This is a genomic window from Kribbella sp. NPDC000426, from assembly GCF_040300265.1.
In the GTDB taxonomy this organism is placed as follows: domain Bacteria; phylum Actinomycetota; class Actinomycetes; order Propionibacteriales; family Kribbellaceae; genus Kribbella.
On the sequence record NZ_JBEPDK010000008.1, the window covers coordinates 158693 to 175249 of the forward strand.

A 16557-nucleotide genomic window follows, 5' to 3' on the forward strand; every position below is an offset into this window, starting at 1 on the left:
TGACACTTGTTGTTGATTCGGGCGAAAAGTGTCACATATGCTGCGGGTATGGACTTCCAGGCGACCATCGACGCCGACGGCCGGATCGAGCCGCGGGACGCGATGCCGGACGGGTACCGCAAGACCCTGATCCGGCAGATCGCGCAGCACGCGCACTCCGAGATCATCGGCATGCAGCCCGAGGGCAACTGGATCAGTCGCGCGCCGTCGCTGCGCCGCAAGGCGATCCTGATGGCCAAGGTGCAGGACGAGGCCGGCCACGGCCTCTATCTGTACGCCGCCGCCGAGACGCTCGGCGTGGACCGGGCGGATCTGCTCGACCTGCTGCACACCGGCCGGCAGAAGTACTCCAGCATCTTCAACTACCCGACCCTGACCTGGGCCGACATCGGCGCGATCGGCTGGCTGGTCGACGGCGCCGCGATCGTGAACCAGGTCCCGCTGTGCCGCTGCTCCTACGGTCCGTACGCGCGGGCGATGGTGCGGGTGTGCAAGGAGGAGTCGTTCCACCAGCGGCAGGGGTTCGAGATCCTCTACACGCTGTGCAACGGGACGCCCGAGCAGAAAGCGATGGCCCAGGACGCGCTCGACCGCTGGTGGTGGCCGTCGCTGATGATGTTCGGTCCGCCGGACACCGCGTCGACACACTCCGAGCAGTCGATGGCATGGGGGATCAAGCGGCACAGCAACGACGAGCTGCGGCAGCGGTTCGTCGACATGACCGTCCCGCAGGCCGACGTACTCGGACTGCGGGTGCCCGATGACGGACTGATGCTCGAGGACGGGCACTACCGGTTCACCGAGCCCGACTACACCGAGCTGTACGACGTGGTGAAGGGCAACGGCCCCTGCAACCAGCAGCGGCTGTCGCATCGTGTGAAGGCGCACGAGGACGGCGCATGGGTGCGTGAGGCCGCGGCAGCTTACGCTGCGAAGAAGGAGGCCCGGGCCGCATGATCGAGCCACTGTGGGAGGTCTTCGTTCGTTCGCGTCGCGGGTTGTCGCACACGCATGTCGGCAGCTTGCATGCGCCGGACGCGACGATGGCCCTGCGGAACGCGCGCGACGTCTACACGCGCCGGCAGGAGGGCGTGTCGATCTGGGTGGTGCGCGCCGCCGACATCACCGCGTCGTCGCCGGACGAGAAGGACGAGTTCTTCGACCCGGCCGGCGACAAGGTGTACCGGCACCCGACCTTCTACGAGGTCCCGGAAGGTGTCGAGCACCTGTGAACGACCTGTTCGTCTACGCCCTCCGGCTCGGTGACGATGCGCTGATCTCGGCGCAGCGCACCGCCGAGTGGATCGCGGCCGCTCCGCAGCTCGAAGAAGACGTTGCCCTCGGCAACATCGGACTCGACCAGCTCGGCCAGGCGCGATCGCTGCTGCAGTACGCCGGGTCGCTCGACGGGCGCACCGAGGACGAGCTCGCGTACTTCCGCGACGAGCGCGAGTTCCTGAACGTGCAGCTGTGCGAACTGCCGAACGGGGACTTCGGATTCGCGATGGCGCGGTTGCTGTACTTCGCGACGTACCAGCAACTGCTGTACGACGAGCTGCGGTCGAGCGCCGACGAGACGCTGGCCGGGGTGGCGGGGAAGGCGGTCAAGGAGGTCGCCTACCACGTCGACCACGCGACGCAATGGGTGTTGCGGCTGGGCGACGGGACCGACGAGAGCCACCGCCGCATGCAGGCCGGTCTGGACGCGCTGTGGCCCTACACGGCCGAGCTGTTCGAGTCTGATTCGTTGGTGCAGGGTTTGTCTGTGGCCGTCGACCCATCGACGCTTCGCGATGCTTGGCTTGATCGCGTGCTGGCTGTTGTCGACGAGTCCACTTGCGAGCGTCCTTCGTCGTCGTACCAGCACACCGGCGGGCGGTTGGGGCGTCACACCGAGCACATGGGTTACCTGCTCGCCGAGCTTCAGCACGTCGCGCGATCCCACCCGGGTGCGACATGGTGACCGACGCGGCGATCCTCGAGGCGGTGGGCGAGGTTGCGGATCCTGAGGTCCCGGTGCTGACGATCGCCGACCTCGGGGTGCTCCGCGGCGTCCGCCACGAAGGGGGCGAGGTCGTCGTGACGATCACCCCGACGTACTCCGGCTGCCCGGCCATGGATCTGATCCGCCACGAGGTGGAGCTGACGCTTCGGTCGCTGAATGTCGACGGTCGAGTTGAAACCGTCCTGTCGCCGGCCTGGACCACGGACTGGATGACGGACGCCGGTAAGACCAAGCTGACCGAGTACGGCATCGCCCCGCCTTCTGTGTCCGCCGGGTCGGGGCCGGTGATGCTGCGGTTGAGCGTTCGGTGCCCGTTGTGCGGTTCGCCGGACACGACAGAGCTCAGCCACTTCGGCTCCACCTCCTGCAAGTCTCTGTGGCGCTGCAACACCTGTCGCGAACCCTTCGACCACTTCAAGGCGATCTGATGACGACGACCGTCGCCCCCCGCCGCCGTGCGACCTTCCACCCGCTGAAGGTGGCCGCGATCGACGCGATCACCGACGACTCGGTCGCGATCACGTTCGCCGTACCGCCGGAGCTAGCAGGGGAGTACGAGTTCACCGCGGGCCAGCATCTGACGATCCGGCGCCGCGGCGAGGAGATCCGTCGCAGCTATTCGATCTGCTCGCCGGCCGATTCCGGCGTACTGCGGATCGGTGTCAAGCGGATCCCGGGCGGCGAGTTCTCGGCGTACGCCGCACAGGAGCTGAAGGTCGGCGACGAACTCGAGGTGATGACACCGCTCGGCCGGTTCGGCACGACTCTCGATCCCGCGCAGACCAAGCACTACGCGTTCGTCGCCGCGGGCAGTGGCATCACACCGGTGCTCTCACTCGTCGCGACGATCCTCGCGGTCGAGTCGTCCAGCCGGGTCACCCTGCTCTACGGCAACCGGACCGCCGGGTCGGTGATGTTCGCCGACGAGCTGGCCGACCTGAAGGACCGGTACGCCGAACGCCTCCACCTCGTCCATGTGCTGTCCCGCGAGACGACCGAGGTCGAGCTGTTCAGCGGGCGCATCGACGCAGACCGGCTGAAGCGGATGTTCGCGACGATCCTGCCGCTGGACTCGGTCGACGAGTGGTTCCTGTGCGGGCCGTACGCTCTCGTGGTCAGCGCGCAGGAACTGTTGCTGGGTGAGGGAGTGCCGCGCGAGCACGTTCACGCCGAGCTGTTCCACGTCGGCGACGAAGCCCCGAAGGCTCCGGTCGAGGAAACGGCTGTGGACGAGGACGCCGCGCAGGTCACGATCATCCTCGACGGCCGCCGCTCAACGTTCCCGCTGGGCGAGCACTCGAAGGCGGTGCTCGACGCGACCCTCGCTGTACGCTCCGACGCACCCTTCGCCTGCAAGGGCGGCGTCTGCGGCACCTGTCGGGCCAAGGTCCTGGAGGGGTCGGTGACCATGGACACCAACTGGGCCCTCGAACCTGACGAGATCCGCGCCGGGTACGTCCTCACCTGCCAGTCCCACCCGACCACGCCCGCCGTCACGCTGGACTTCGACGCCTGACCCCGAGACCTGATTCACTCCGGTCGCATGACCGAACCCATCCCCGCGCCCCAGCCGATCAGCCCGCAGGAACGCCAGTTCATCGCATCGGTCGAGGGCTCGCTGCGTCCCGCGTTCCTCGACGCGATCGTCCACGACCTGGGGCCGTCGGGCCGGCCGGCGGCGGAGCTCTCCGGCCAGTTGGCGGCCGCCGGGCCCGGGGAGCGGTTGCAGCGGGTCGTCGAGGCGACCATGAATTCCAGCCGGCACTTCGAGCGTGTGCCGGCAGACGATCGGACAGCGACCGCGGGACGAGCGGCCCTCGCCATTGCCACCCGGGTCGACGCTCGCCTGACGGTCGAAGCCGGCGACGGCCAGCTCGGTCGACTGGCCGGCCGCGCAGCTGACCGCGTCCTGCGCGGCGAGTACGAGACCGTCGCACACGAGGCAGGCAACGAGGCCCGCCTGGTCATGAGCGGCGCCATCACACGAGCCCACTTCCAAGAACTGGCCGACGTCCAACGCCACGCCGGCGCCGGCATCGTCTCACCCACCACCCGCCCCGCACCTCAGTCAGCCAGTGAGTCCACCCACGAGTCCACCACCACCGCCCAACCGTCAGCCACCCGCTCCACGCGCCCCCAAGCCCAGGGACCTGCACGCGACTAACCACCGCCACCCAACCGCTGGTCACCCCGCGGCCCGCTCCCAAGCCCAAGGATCCGCAGACGAGTGCCCCCGCCGCCCAACTGCCGGTCACCGACGCGGCCCGCCCCCAGGCCCACGGAGCTGCAGGCGATCGGCCCTGCCGCGCAGCCGCGGGTCATCGGCGCGCCGCGCTCCCAGGCCCACGGAGCTGCAGGCGATCGGCCCTGCCGCGCAGCCGCGGGTCATCGGCGCGCCGCGCTCCCAGGGCCCACGGAGCTGCAGGCGATCGGCCCTGCCGCCCAGCCGCGGGTCATCGGCGCGCCGCGCTCCCAGGCCCACCGAGCTGCACGCGGTCGCCTCGCCGCGCGACCGTCGGTCCCCGGCGCGGTGCGCTCCCAGGCCCAGGGAGCTGCAGGCGGTCGCCTCGCCGCGCGATCGCCGGTGACCGGCGTGGCGTGCTGCCGGGTTCACGGAGCTGGGCGCGGTCGCCGCTGCCGGCCCACGGAGCAGCGCGACTGACCTTCGCTGCCGAGTCGTGAATTATGGTCGCCCAGCGCAACCACAATCCACGACTCGACGATCGGGGGCCGAACCGTTCGCCACGACTCGGCGATCGACGGCCGAGCCGTTTGCCACGACTCGGCAATCGAGGGGCCTTCACCGCGACTTGGTGGTCGGGGTCCTCCGCCGCGGCGTGGCGCTCAGGGATGCTTCGCCGGGACCAGGGGTCAGTCGGTGCCGGACTCCATTGCGGCGCGGTCGAGGAGTTCGTCCTCCTCGGTTGCTTCGCCGCGGGAGGCGATGGCTTCGGCGCCGCCGGTCGGGAGCTCGCCGATGAGGTCGGTGGAGGAGGCCAGCGCGGGGTTGGAGCTGCCGAACATGCCGAGACCGGCGTACTGCTCCAGCTTCGAGCGGGAGTCGGCGATGTCCAGGTTCCGCATCGTCAGCTGACCGATCCGGTCGACCGGGCCGAACGCGGAGTCCTCGATCCGCTCCATCGACAGCTTGTCCGGGTGGTAGCTGAGCGCGGGACCGGTGGTGTCGAGGATCGAGTAGTCCTCACCCCGCCGGAGCCGGAGCGTGACGTGCCCGGTGACCGCCGTACCGACCCAGCGTTGCAGCGACTCCCGGATCATCAGCGATTGTGGGTCCAGCCAACGACCTTCGTACATCAGCCGGCCGAGCTTGCGCCCCTCGGTGTGGTAGCTCGCGAGCGTGTCCTCGTTGTGGATCGCGTTGACCAGCCGCTCGTACGCCGCGTGCAGCAGCGCCATCCCCGGCGCCTCGTAGATGCCCCGGCTCTTCGCCTCGATGACCCGGTTCTCGATCTGGTCCGACATCCCCAGACCGTGCCGGCCGCCGATCGCGTTCGCCTCGAGCACCAGGTCGACCGCGGAGCCGAACTCCTTGCCGTTGATCGTCACCGGCCGGCCCTGCTCGAACCCGATCGTCACGTCCTCGGTCTCGATCACGACCGACGGGTCCCAGTGCTTCACGCCCATGATCGGGTCGACGGTCTCGAGCCCGGTGTCGAGGTGCTCGAGCGTCTTGGCCTCGTGCGTCGCGCCCCAGATGTTCGCGTCGGTCGAGTACGCCTTCTCGGTGCTGTCCCGGTACGGCAGGTCGTGCGTGACGAGCCACTCGGACATCTCTTTCCGCCCGCCGAGCTCGTGCACGAACTGCGCGTCCAGCCACGGCTTGTAGATCCGCAGCTGCGGGTTCGCCAGCAGGCCGTACCGGTAGAAGCGCTCGATGTCGTTGCCCTTGAACGTCGACCCGTCGCCCCAGATCTGCACGTCGTCGTCCAGCATCGCCCGGACCAGCAGCGTGCCGGTCACGGCCCGGCCGATCGGGGTGGTGTTGAAGTACGTCCGCCCGCCCGACCGGATGTGGAACGCGCCGCACGCCAGCGCCGCGAGCCCTTCCTCGACCATCGCCGTACGGCAGTCCACCAGCCGGGTGATCTCCGCGCCGTACGCCGTGGCACGCCCCGGCACCGACTCGATGTCAGGCTCGTCGGCCTGCCCGAGATCGGCGGTGTACGTGCACGGGATCGCACCCTTGTCCCGCATCCACGCAACCGCAACCGACGTGTCGAGACCCCCAGAAAAGGCAATCCCGACCCGCTCACCGACCGGCAAAGAAGTAAGCACCTTGGACACAGGAAAAGTATGCACCCTCCTGCATGATTATGCAAAGCGCCCTCCCACTCCCAACCCAGGGGCCAACCCCTCAGCTGCGCGCCGGGGATAGGCGGTAAGCACCTGCGGTCGTACGGCGGACAGCCGGACGGGCTCGGGCGGACGTACGGCGGAATCCGCGAACGCGGAGGAGGCGTGGCGGACGTCGTACTGCGAAGCCGAGCGAGGCGCGAGCGTACGTGCGGCGGAGGGGGAGAGATGCATTCGTACTGCGACATCGAGCGCGACAGCTGGTCGCACGACAGAGCCTCGGGGGGCACCGCTTAGGCCGAGTGGCCCGACGACAGCTGTGCGGCGAGCCACGTCGTACGGCAGCGATCGAGCGGGCGGACGTCGTACGGCGGAAGTCGGATAATGCCGGTCGCGCGTACGGCGGAAGCCGCACGCGCGGAGGAGGTGTGGCGGAGGTCGTACGTCGGAGGCCGAGCGAGGCATCAGCGCTCGTATGACAGAGGTGTAGAAGGACGCGGTCGTACGGCGGAGGTCGGACGGGGCCAGCCGGCGTACGGCGGAAAGCCGCCGACGTGCGGACGAGCGTCTGACAGCAGAGGCGCCGTCGTACGACGGCAACTGCGCGGCAGGGCGGATGTGCGCGGAAGAACGTCGTACGGCACAGCCGCGAAGTCGTAGGCCGTGCGCGTTCTGTGCTCGACTTCCGCCGTATGGCGCAGGCCGTCGTTGGAGGAGCGTGTGTCTGCAAAGTGTCCGCCGTACCCGCGAACCTCCGCCGCCCAGTGTCTGCCGAACCTTCGTCGTACGGCGCGAATGTCCGTCGTACCCTCGCGCGTCCGGTGCGAGGAGCGGTTGTCGCCGTACGCGGGTGTCTGTTGGGCGTCCGTCGTACGGCCTCCTCCGCGGACGTGCGCATGTTCGCCGGACTGCCGCCGTACGGCCCGGACTTCCCTCGTTGATCTTCCCTCTGTTCGGTCGGGGTCCGCGTGGCTGGTGGGGCTGGTGGGGTGGGTGGGGGAGGATGGGGGCGAGTGAGGGGAGTGAGGCGTCGAAATGATGGGGCGGTCGCATGCGTTGTCGGGGTGGTGTGCCGGGTTGGCGGTGGCGCCGTTGGTGGGGCTGACGTCGGTGGCGGAGGTCGTGCCGTTCGCCGCAGCGACCGCTGGGTATGCATTGCTGCCGGACCTCGATCACCCAGGTGCCAGCGCCTCACGGCTGCTCGGTCCGATCACCGAGCTGATCTCACGAGCAGTGAGGGCGTTCTCAGGTGTCCTCTACAACCTGACCAAAGGCCCGCGCGACGAACAGAGCACAGGTAAGCACCGCCACGCGACCCACACCGTCGCCGCAGCCGTCCTGCTCGGGTTTCTGGCTGCCAGCCTCGGTGACCGTGGGAAGTGGGCCGTGCTGGCGGTCGCGGTGACCGGTCTGGTGCTGGCAGCCGACGCACTCGGCGACTGGATCATCCTCGCCGTCCTCGCTGCAGCAGGCTGGTCGGTTGTAGGCACGGCCCTCCCCGGCACAGGCGCAGCAGACGCAATACAGGCGGGCCTGACGCAGATCGGCGGCTGGATCGGGGTCGCGGTGGCGCTCGGCATGTTCGTCCATTGCCTCGGCGACAGCCTGACCCGTTCCGGATGCCCGTGGCTGTGGCCGCTGCCGATCCGTGGCGAGACTTGGTACGAGCTCCGCCTCCCACGCCCCCTCCGCTTCCGCACCGGGAGTTGGGTCGAGCACGGCGTCATCGTTCCGATCCTGGTGATCGCCGGCGTACTGCTCCTCCCCGGCGCGATCCCCGTACTGCGCAACCTCTTCGACGCGACCCAGATCTGGATCGCCGGTCAGTCCTGAAGCCGACCGCCCAGGTACGACGGCATGCCGCGAGACTCCAGCGCCGCCGCGAACCGGCGCTGGTTCCGCACGCCGGGCCACGCCTCCAGGAAGAACAGCGGCAACGCGAGTACTAGGCCGATCAGCACGACCCAGAAGCTCTCGACCACGAACGCCAACGCGACCGACACCAGGAACACCGCCTCGCACACCGCGAACCGCGTGAAGGTGGACGTCGTGAACCGCCGCCACGATTCCGCCTCGACCTCGGCCGCCGAGCGAGCCGTAGAGCCGGCCAGCGACCCGTCGAGTGGCGCAGCACGGAAGCCGACTAGTTCACACACCGAATACGCGCCGACGGCCGCCGCAAGCACCACGAGCGGCGCCCAGCTGGCCGGAAAGTCCCCGATGCCATCGGTCGCGAGAACGAACCAGAGCACAACAGTGATCACCGGCATTGCGGAAGCCATTGTGGAGCAGACCATAATGAGGCTCTGCCGGGCGGCGGGAGTGGGTGTCGACACGCCGGTGAGAATAATGCATCAGAAGTCACAATAGTTGGACGGAATGCGGTCGTTCGATCACGCAGAGTATTTGCAGAAGTTTTTCCGGACTTTTTTCGAAGAAGCTGTAACGACTACTGGGCCGGGCCCGATAGGACGAGTGAGCCTGGTGGCTGCCCGGACCCCCGAGCGGACAGCCACCAGGCCTACCCATTTCTCCAGGGCTTGGGAGCGGTAATCTGAGGGCCATGTCCTCGCCAGAATCCACGCCCTCGTCGACGTTGCCGTTCGGCCGTCTGACGACCGCGATGATCACGCCGTTCCGGCCCGACGGGTCCCTCGATCTCGACTCTGCCCAGAAGGTCGCCAAGCACCTGGTGGACGGTGGAAACGACGCCCTGGTGCTGAACGGGACCACCGGCGAGGCGCCGACCACCTCGGACCAGGAGAAGGTCCAGATCATCCAGGCGGTCCGCGAAGCCGTCGGCGACCGCGTCAAGCTCGTCGCCGGCGTCGGCACCAACGACACCGCGCACACGATCGAGTGCGCCAAGCAGGCCGAGGCCGCCGGCGCCGACGGCCTGCTGGTCGTCACGCCGTACTACAACAAGCCTCCGCAGGACGGGCTGCGCGCGCACTTCACCGCGGTCGCCGACGCCACCGGCCTGCCGAACATGCTGTACGACATCCCCGCGCGGTCCGGGGTGCCGATCAAGACCGAGACCCTGATCGCGCTCGCCGAGCACCCGCGGATCGTCGCGGTGAAGGATGCCAAGGGCGACATCGCCGGGACCACCAAGGTGCTCGCGAACACCGATCTGTTCTACTACTGCGGTGCCGACGAGCTGAATCTCGCCTCGCTGGCGATCGGCGAGGTTGGTATCGCGAGCGTGGTCGCCCACGTCGCGAGCCGCGAGTACCGGCAGCTGATCGACGCCGTGGTGGCCGGCGACCTCGCCACGGCACAAGAGATTGATCGACGGCTGGTGCCCGCCGTCGAGACGATCATGACCAGGACCCAGGGCGCCATCATGGTGAAGGCCGCGCTCAAGCTGGCCGGCGTCATCGAGCACGCGACACTCCGGTTGCCGCTGGTTGAGGCGACCGCCGAGCAAGTGGACTGGCTCACCACCGACCTCAAGACGGCAGGACTGATTGCATGAGCCATCCCCATCCAGATCTCGACGCGCCCGGACCTCTGACTCCGGGCGCTTTGCGGGTGATCCCGCTCGGCGGCCTCGGCGAGGTCGGCCGCAACATGACCGTGTTCGAGTACGACGGCAAGCTGCTGATCGTGGACTGCGGCGTACTGTTCCCGGACGAGAACCAGCCCGGCGTGGACCTGATCCTGCCGGACTTCGAGCCGATCCGGGACCGGCTCGACGACGTCGTCGCGGTCGTTCTGACGCACGGCCACGAGGACCACATCGGCGGGTTGCCCTACCTGCTGCGTGAGCGGGGCGACATCCCGGTGGTGGGATCGCAGCTCACGCTCGCGCTGCTCGAGGGCAAGCTGAAGGAGCACCGGCACCGCAACGTGCCGCAGCAGATCGTGGCCGAGGGGGAGACCCTGCAGATCGGCCCGTTCGTCTGCGAGTTCGTCGCGGTCAACCACTCGATCCCGGACGCGCTCGCGGTCGCGATCAAGACGCCGGCCGGCGTCGTGCTGCACACCGGCGACTTCAAGATGGACCAGTTGCCGCTGGACAACCGGATCACCGACCTGCGCGCGTTCGCGCGGCTCGGCGAGGAGGGCGTCGACCTGTTCATGGTCGACTCCACGAACTCCGAGGTGCCCGGCTTCACCACCCACGAGCGCGACATCGCGCCGGTGCTGGACCGGGTCTTCACAAAGGCGAAGAACCAGCGGATCATCGTCGCCTGCTTCGCCTCGCACGTGCACCGGGTGCAGCAGGTGATGGACGCGGCCGTGAAGCACAACCGCAAGGTCGCGTACGTCGGTCGCTCGATGGTCCGCAACATGGGCGTGGCCCGGGACCTGGGCTTCCTGAACGTCCCCGGCGACACGCTGATCGACATGCGCGAGCTCGACGACTACCCGCCGGAGCGGGTCGTGCTGGTGTCGACCGGTTCGCAGGGCGAGCCGATGTCGGCGCTGTCCCGGATCGCGGCCAACGACCACAACGTCGTACACCTGCAGCCCGGCGACACCGTCGTACTGGCGTCGTCGCTGATCCCCGGCAACGAGAACTCGGTGTACCGGGTGATCAACGGCCTGATCCGGCACGGTGCGAACGTGATCCACAAGGGCAACGCGCTCGTGCACGTGTCCGGTCACGCCAGCGCCGGCGAGCTCCTGTACTGCTACAACATCGTCAAGCCGCGCAACGTGATGCCGGTGCACGGCGAGGTCCGGCACCTGCACGCGAACGCCGACCTGGCGGTGCAGACCGGCGTACCGCGGGAGAACGTGGTCGTCGTCGAGGACGGCGTGGTGGTCGACCTGATCGACCGCAAGGCCGTGGTGGCGGGCAAGGTCGACTGCGGGTACGTGTTCGTCGACGGCTCCACCGTCGGCGACATCACCGAGACCTCGCTGAAGGACCGCCGGATCCTCGGTGACGAGGGCTTCATCTCGGTCATCGCGGTGATGGACTCGGTCACCGGCAAGCTGACCGCGGGTCCGGAGATCCAGGCCCGCGGGTTCGCCGAGGACGACACGGTCTTCGACGACCTGAAGCCGAAGATCGAGGCCGAGATCGAGAAGGCGATCGGCAGCGGTGTCGACGACATGTACCAGCTGCAGCAGGTGATCCGCCGGGTGGTCGGCAAGTGGGTCAGCGACACCCACCGCCGCCGCCCGATGATCATTCCGGTCGTGGTGGAGAGCTAGTCACCCGGTGTAACCTCTGCGCGACGACGAAAGGGTGGGCCGGCGATGAGTGTCAGCGGGGTGAACGGGACGGGTCAGCGCCGGCCCACGATGAAGGAGGTCGCCGCCCGGGCGGGGGTCGCACTGAAGACCGTCTCCCGGGTGGTGAACGAGGAACCGAACGTCAGCCCTGAGCTGACGGCGAAAGTCCAGGCCGCGATCAAGGACCTGAACTACACGCCGAACGAGTCCGCCCGGATGCTGCGCCGCGGCAAGACCGGGACGATCGCGGTCGTCATCCGCGACATCGGCGACCCGTTCTTCGCCTCGCTCGGCCGCGCGGTCGAGCTGTGGGCGCGGTCGTCCGGCTCGGTGGTGATGATCGGGCTGACCGACGAGGACCCGGAGCGGGAGAAGGACGTCTGTCTCGAGTTCGTCGCCCGCCGGCCCGACGCGCTGATCATGGCGCCGATCGGCGAGACCCAGGAGTACCTCGCGCCGCACGTGGACGCGGGGATGGCGGTCGTCACGATCGACCGTCCGGCCCACGGCATCGAGGCCGACGCCGTACTTGCGGACAACGCCGGCGGCATCGACCAGGCGATCGACCACCTGGTCCGGCAGGGGCATCGCCGGATCGCGTACCTCGGTGACGACGAGCGGATCTTCACCGCCCGGGAGCGCGTGGTCGCGTACCGGTCGGCGATGGCCCGGCACCGGATCGACGTGGACGAGGACCTGGTCCACCTGTCCGAGCCGACGACCGAGGGCATCGGCATCACGCTCTCTGCCGTACTGGACCGGGCCGAGCCGGCGACCGCGTTACTGTCGGCAAACAACATGACGACGGCGGAGGTACTGCGGGGTCTGGCCGGCCGGCGCGACCAGGTCGCGCTGGTGTCGTTCGACGACCTGGCGCTGGGTGATCTGCTCAGCCCGGGCCTGACCGCGGTCGCGCAGTCGGCCGACGTGATGGCGCGGACCGCGATCCAGCTGATGACCGAGCGGCTCCCGGAGCCCCACCGGCCCGGCCGCACGGTCCGGGTCCCGGTGAAGCTGACGATCCGGGGCTCAGGCGAGATTCCGCCCGCTTGACCGCAGCTGTGCCGCCAGCGGGCAGTCGAACGGGTCGCGGGCGCGCAGGCCGACGTTGTTCAGGTAGTCGACGACGATCCGGTACGACGCGAACAGGCCGACCTCGGAGTACGCGATGCCCTGGAGTTCGCAGTACTCGCGGACGATCGGCTGGACCCGCCGGAGCGTCGGTCGCGGCATGCTCGGGAACAGATGGTGCTCGATCTGGTAGTTGAGCCCGCCCATTGCGAAGTCGGTGAGGATGCCGCCGCGGATGTTGCGCGACATCAGCACCTGCCGGCGGAGGAAGTCGATCTTCGAGCCGGCCGGGACGATCGGCATGCCCTTGTGGTTCGGGGCGAACGCGGCGCCGAGGCAGACCCCGAACACGGCGAGCTGCAGCCCGAGGAACGCGGTGGCCTTCCCGGCGGGCAGCAGCAGGTAGAGCGCTGCGACGTACGCCGTGATGCGGGATGCGATCACGATCGCGTCGACGCGGTCCGCCCGGCTTGCGTCCTTGCGGAGCAGGTGCCGCAGGCTCGAGGCGTGCAGGCCTACGCCCTCGAGGGTGAGGAGCGGGAAGAAGAACCAGCCTTGGCGCGCGGCGAGCCACCGCCCGATCGGTCCGCGTTCGACCACCGCCTCCGGGGTGAACGCGAGCACCTTGAGCTGGACGTCGGGGTCACGGTCGGCCTGGTTGGGCGCGGCGTGATGCTTGTTGTGCTTGCTGCGCCACCAGCTCGCACTCATGCCCAGAACGCCGCCGGCCAGGATGCGCGCGGTCCAGTCGTTGCGCGCGTTCGAATGGAAGATCTGCCGATGCGCGCTGTCGTGGCTGAGGAACGCCACCTGCACCAGGACGAGCGCCAGCGCGGCCGCGAGCCAGAGCTGGTGCCAGGTGTTGCCGAGCAGAATCATGCCGGCGACCACCCCGAGCAGGGCGCCGCCGACGATGCCGATCCGGGTGAAGTAGTACCCCTGACGGCGCCGGAACAGGCCGAGCTCGCGCACGGTCCGGAGAAGATCCGTGTACATGCTCACGTACTGCTGCTGCGCGCTCACGATGGCCAGGGTGAGGTCGGGGCATGACGCCGGACGAGCGGCCAGATGGCCCGGCGAGGTCTGCTTGGCAAAGTGCTACCCCCGATACGTGGCGACGAGTGGGCACTGGAAGGGATCGCGAGCCCGCAGACCGACGTTGTTCAGGTAGTCGACGACGATCCGGTACGACGAGAGCAGGCTCACCTCGGTGTACTTCACCCCGTGCAGCTCGCAGTACTCGCGGACGATCGGCTGGACCCGCCGCAGCGTCGGTCGCGGCATGCTCGGGAACAGGTGGTGCTCGATCTGGTAGTTCAGCCCGCCCATCGCGAAGTCGGTGAGGATGCCGCCGCGGATGTTGCGCGACATCAGCACCTGGCGGCGGAGGAAGTCCAGCCGCATCGACGCCGGGACGAGCGGCATGCCCTTGTGGTTCGGCGCGAACGATCCGCCGAGGCAGACGCCGAAGACGGCGAGTTGCAGCCCGAGGAACGCGCCGGCCTTGCCGAGCGGGAGGAGGTAGAACAGGACGGTCAGGTACGCGGCGACGCGGGTGACCACGATCGCGGCCTCGATCCGCTCCACCCTGGTGGCCGAACGGCGGAACAGGTGCTGCATGCCGGCGACGTACAGGCTCAGGCCCTCGAGCGTCAGCAGCGGGAAGAACAGCCAGCCCTGGCGACGGGTCAGCCAAGCCTGGAAGCCGGTGCGACGGGCCGCGTGCTCGGGCGTGAACGCGATGACGCCGATGTCGATGTCCGGATCGCGTTTCAACTGGTTCGGTCCGGAATGGTGCCGGTTGTGCTTCGACCGCCACCAGCTCGCGCTGATGCCGATGACTCCGCCGGCCAGCAGGCGCGCGGTCCAGTCGTTCCACCTGGCGGAGTCGAAGATCTGCCGGTGCGCGCTGTCGTGGCTCAGGAACGCGACCTGGGTCAGCACGAGCGCGAGGGCGCCGGCCATCAGGAGCTGGAACCACGAGTTGCCCAGCAGTCCGACGCCGACCCAGACGGCCACGAACGCACCGAGCACCAGCCCGATGCGGGTCAGGTAGTACTTCCGGCGGCGCTTGAGCAGACCCAGCTCCCGGACGGTCCGCAGCAGGTCGGTGTAGAGGTGCGTGTACTTGTGTTGAGCCCGTAAGGGGTCATGGTCTTCGGCAAGCAGTTGTGACATGAGAAACTCCGCTTCCGGCAGTGCATCGGTCGATGCGCTACCGGCCCCCAGGGCAGCGAAACGAAGAAGGTCATGGGAGGTGTTGAGGCACCAACGGAACCACGCCGGGTGGCGACACACAAGCCGACGGCGCGGCGTGGGTGATTTGACGCCCAGTTCGCCCGGCTTTCACCTGACCGTCATCAGCGGAGCGCACCTTCGGGTCATGAATCTGAGTCGCCGCCAGCTCCTGGCCGCATCCACGGTTGCCGGAGCCTCCCTCGCCGTACCCGGGATGGCCTCCGCGGCCCCGAACCTGGTCCGCCGCGACCGGCCCACGCTGCCGTCAGGCATCGCGAGTGCCGATGTGACGCCGTCGTCGGCGGTCGTGTGGTCGAAGGCCGACCGGCCCGGCCGGCTCGTCGTACAGCTGACGAGCAGCGGCCGGTTCGACCGGGCGATCCACCTGCGCGGCCCGAAGACCTCGGCCGACGACGACTTCACCGCGCGGCTCCCGCTCCGCGGTCTGCGGCCGGGCCAGCGGTACGACTACCGCCTCGGCTTCGAGGACGCGAGCGGCCGGATCGGCCAGACGCTCGACGGCTCGTTCACCACCCCGGGCCGCAACCGGCCGGTGTCGTTCGTGTTCACCGGCGACACCGCGGGCCAGGGGTACGGCATCAACCCGGAGCTCGGCGGGATGATCGCGTACAAGGCGATGCACGAGACCCGGCCGGACTTCTTCCTGCACTCCGGCGACAACATCTACGCCGACGGCCCGCTCGCGGCCGAGCTGAAAGTTGCCGACGGCACCGTGTGGAAGAACGTCGTGACCGAGGAGGTCTCGAAGGTCGCCGAGACGCTGGCCGAGTACCGCGGCCGGTACAAGTACAACCTGATGGACACCAACGTGCGCTCGCTGTACGCCGACGTACCGCTGGTCGCGCAGTGGGACGACCACGAGACGCTGAACAACTGGTACCCGGGCGAGATCCTCACCGACGACCGGTACACCGAGAAGCGGGTCGACGTGCTCGCCGCCCGGGCGAAGAAGGCGTTCCTCGAGTACCTGCCGATGGAGCACGTGTCCGGGCGTGACCGGATCTACCGCAAGGTGAGCTACGGCCCCCTGCTCGACGTTTTCTGCCTGGACATGCGCACGTACCGCGGCGCGAACCCGGTGCCGTCGACCGTCGGCCCGGTCGCGATGCTCGGCGCCGAGCAGGCCGCCTGGCTGGTGCGCGAGGTCGCGGCGTCGCGGGCGACCTGGAAGGTCATCGCCAGCGATATGCCGCTCGGTCTGCTGGTGCCGGACGGCGACCTGATCGAGGCGGTCGCGAACGGTCTGCCCGGTGCTCCCGGCGGCCGCGAGCACGAGATCGCGTGGGTGCTGAGCCAGTTCAAGAAGCGCAAGGTGCGGAACGCGATCTGGCTGACCGCCGACGTGCACTACGCCGCCGCGCACCACTACGACCCGGCCCGCGCGACGTTCACCGACTTCGACCCGTTCTGGGAGATCGTCGCCGGTCCGATCAACGCGGGTGCGTTCGGCCCGAACGCGCTCGACCCGACCTTCGGCCCGGAGGCGGTGTTCGTCAAGGCGGCCGACTTCCCGAGCCAGTCGCCGGCCAGCGGCAACCAGTTCTTCGGTCACACCAGGATCGACCCGCGGACCGGAGTCTTCTCGGTCTCGCTCCGCAACCTCTTCGGTGAGGTGTTGTGGAACAAGGACATCACCCCGGCCCACCACTGAGAGGGCCCGTCGTGCTCGCCCGGCTCCGGTGCCTGTGCGGGATGCCGCCCACCGGAGCGGGTGAGTA

At 68.8% G+C, this 16557-nt stretch carries 15 protein-coding genes; 11 read left to right on the forward strand and 4 right to left on the reverse strand.

Translation table 11 applies throughout. From position 1 onward, the window contains the following. Positions 1-48 precede the first annotated feature (48 nt). Genes paaA through ABT313_RS35310 form a run of 6 tightly spaced genes read left to right on the forward strand, consistent with a single transcriptional unit; the run spans position 49 to position 4169 of the window. A complete protein-coding gene (gene paaA, locus ABT313_RS35285; protein WP_350862850.1) occupies positions 49-957 on the forward strand; it encodes a 1,2-phenylacetyl-CoA epoxidase subunit PaaA in 909 nt (302 codons plus the stop codon). Next, entirely contained in the window at positions 954-1232 is a 279-nt protein-coding gene (paaB, locus tag ABT313_RS35290) for a 1,2-phenylacetyl-CoA epoxidase subunit PaaB (protein ID WP_130446600.1), read from the forward strand. The genes paaA and paaB overlap by 4 nt, the downstream gene beginning before the upstream one ends. Further along, the gene (gene paaC / locus ABT313_RS35295) at positions 1229-1963 is read left to right on the forward strand and encodes a 1,2-phenylacetyl-CoA epoxidase subunit PaaC (RefSeq protein WP_350862854.1); all 735 of its coding nucleotides are present in this window, start codon (positions 1229-1231) and stop codon (positions 1961-1963) included. The genes paaB and paaC overlap by 4 nt, the downstream gene beginning before the upstream one ends. Further along, positions 1957-2433 carry a 1,2-phenylacetyl-CoA epoxidase subunit PaaD gene (gene paaD, locus ABT313_RS35300; RefSeq protein WP_350862856.1) on the forward strand — a complete coding sequence of 159 codons (477 nt, stop codon included), beginning with the start codon at positions 1957-1959 and terminating at the stop codon, positions 2431-2433. Before paaC ends, paaD begins: the two co-directional genes overlap by 7 nt. Continuing rightward, positions 2433-3521, forward strand: coding sequence for a 1,2-phenylacetyl-CoA epoxidase subunit PaaE (gene paaE, locus ABT313_RS35305; RefSeq protein WP_350862859.1), 1089 nt, complete (start codon positions 2433-2435; stop codon positions 3519-3521). The genes paaD and paaE overlap by 1 nt, the downstream gene beginning before the upstream one ends. Before the next feature lie 27 nt (positions 3522-3548). After that, entirely contained in the window at positions 3549-4169 is a 621-nt protein-coding gene (locus ABT313_RS35310; RefSeq protein WP_350862862.1) for a hypothetical protein, read from the forward strand. Between the two features lie 707 nt (positions 4170-4876). On the opposite strand, the gene argG is transcribed toward ABT313_RS35310, so the two are convergent. Beyond that, on the reverse strand, positions 4877-6310 hold the full coding sequence (argG, locus tag ABT313_RS35315) for an argininosuccinate synthase (RefSeq protein ID WP_350862865.1): 1434 nt from the start codon (positions 6308-6310) through the stop codon (positions 4877-4879). 1044 nt (positions 6311-7354) lie between these two features. Between argG and ABT313_RS35320 the strand changes: the two genes are divergently transcribed. Beyond that, entirely contained in the window at positions 7355-8152 is a 798-nt protein-coding gene (locus ABT313_RS35320) for a metal-dependent hydrolase (RefSeq protein WP_350862868.1), read from the forward strand. On the opposite strand, the gene ABT313_RS35325 is transcribed toward ABT313_RS35320, so the two are convergent. Beyond that, on the reverse strand, positions 8143-8601 hold the full coding sequence (locus ABT313_RS35325; protein WP_350862871.1) for a hypothetical protein: 459 nt from the start codon (positions 8599-8601) through the stop codon (positions 8143-8145). The two genes, ABT313_RS35320 and ABT313_RS35325, sit on opposite strands and share 10 nt — an antisense overlap. Positions 8602-8882: 281 nt before the next feature. On the opposite strand from ABT313_RS35325, the gene dapA reads away from it, so the two are divergent. The 3 genes from dapA to ABT313_RS35340 are packed head-to-tail and all read left to right on the forward strand — an operon-like array spanning position 8883 to position 12562. Further along, positions 8883-9797, forward strand: coding sequence for a 4-hydroxy-tetrahydrodipicolinate synthase (gene dapA, locus ABT313_RS35330; RefSeq protein WP_350862874.1), 915 nt, complete (start codon positions 8883-8885; stop codon positions 9795-9797). Continuing rightward, positions 9794-11488 (forward strand): ribonuclease J, encoded by a 1695-nt coding sequence (locus ABT313_RS35335; protein WP_350862876.1) that lies wholly within the window; start codon positions 9794-9796, stop codon positions 11486-11488. The genes dapA and ABT313_RS35335 overlap by 4 nt, the downstream gene beginning before the upstream one ends. A 45-nt stretch (positions 11489-11533) precedes the next feature. Then, positions 11534-12562 (forward strand): LacI family DNA-binding transcriptional regulator, encoded by a 1029-nt coding sequence (locus tag ABT313_RS35340; RefSeq protein ID WP_350862879.1) that lies wholly within the window; start codon positions 11534-11536, stop codon positions 12560-12562. On the opposite strand, the gene ABT313_RS35345 is transcribed toward ABT313_RS35340, so the two are convergent. Both ABT313_RS35345 and ABT313_RS35350 read right to left on the reverse strand, forming a co-directional pair. After that, entirely contained in the window at positions 12539-13603 is a 1065-nt protein-coding gene (locus ABT313_RS35345) for a fatty acid desaturase family protein (protein ID WP_350862882.1), read from the reverse strand. The genes ABT313_RS35340 and ABT313_RS35345 overlap by 24 nt on opposite strands. A 75-nt stretch (positions 13604-13678) precedes the next feature. After that, positions 13679-14758 (reverse strand): fatty acid desaturase family protein, encoded by a 1080-nt coding sequence (locus ABT313_RS35350; RefSeq protein WP_350862885.1) that lies wholly within the window; start codon positions 14756-14758, stop codon positions 13679-13681. Between the two features lie 205 nt (positions 14759-14963). On the opposite strand from ABT313_RS35350, the gene ABT313_RS35355 reads away from it, so the two are divergent. Then, positions 14964-16490 carry an alkaline phosphatase D family protein gene (locus tag ABT313_RS35355; protein ID WP_350862888.1) on the forward strand — a complete coding sequence of 509 codons (1527 nt, stop codon included), beginning with the start codon at positions 14964-14966 and terminating at the stop codon, positions 16488-16490. Positions 16491-16557: the final 67 nt, after the last annotated feature.

Bases quoted from the DNA above. Each gene is read 5' to 3' on its own strand.
- paaA (WP_350862850.1), top strand. From the start codon at position 49: ATGGACTTCCAGGCGACCATCGACGCCGACGGCCGGATCGAGCCGCGG.
- paaB (WP_130446600.1), top strand. From the start codon at position 954: ATGATCGAGCCACTGTGGGAGGTCTTCGTTCGTTCGCGTCGCGGGTTG.
- paaD (WP_350862856.1), top strand. From the start codon at position 1,957: ATGGTGACCGACGCGGCGATCCTCGAGGCGGTGGGCGAGGTTGCGGAT.
- paaE (WP_350862859.1), top strand. From the start codon at position 2,433: ATGACGACGACCGTCGCCCCCCGCCGCCGTGCGACCTTCCACCCGCTG.
- ABT313_RS35310 (WP_350862862.1), top strand. From the start codon at position 3,549: ATGACCGAACCCATCCCCGCGCCCCAGCCGATCAGCCCGCAGGAACGC.
- ABT313_RS35320 (WP_350862868.1), top strand. From the start codon at position 7,355: ATGATGGGGCGGTCGCATGCGTTGTCGGGGTGGTGTGCCGGGTTGGCG.
- ABT313_RS35325 (WP_350862871.1), bottom strand. From the start codon at position 8,601: ATGGCTTCCGCAATGCCGGTGATCACTGTTGTGCTCTGGTTCGTTCTC.
- dapA (WP_350862874.1), top strand. From the start codon at position 8,883: ATGTCCTCGCCAGAATCCACGCCCTCGTCGACGTTGCCGTTCGGCCGT.
- ABT313_RS35335 (WP_350862876.1), top strand. From the start codon at position 9,794: ATGAGCCATCCCCATCCAGATCTCGACGCGCCCGGACCTCTGACTCCG.
- ABT313_RS35340 (WP_350862879.1), top strand. From the start codon at position 11,534: ATGAGTGTCAGCGGGGTGAACGGGACGGGTCAGCGCCGGCCCACGATG.
- ABT313_RS35350 (WP_350862885.1), bottom strand. From the start codon at position 14,758: ATGTCACAACTGCTTGCCGAAGACCATGACCCCTTACGGGCTCAACAC.
- ABT313_RS35355 (WP_350862888.1), top strand. From the start codon at position 14,964: ATGAATCTGAGTCGCCGCCAGCTCCTGGCCGCATCCACGGTTGCCGGA.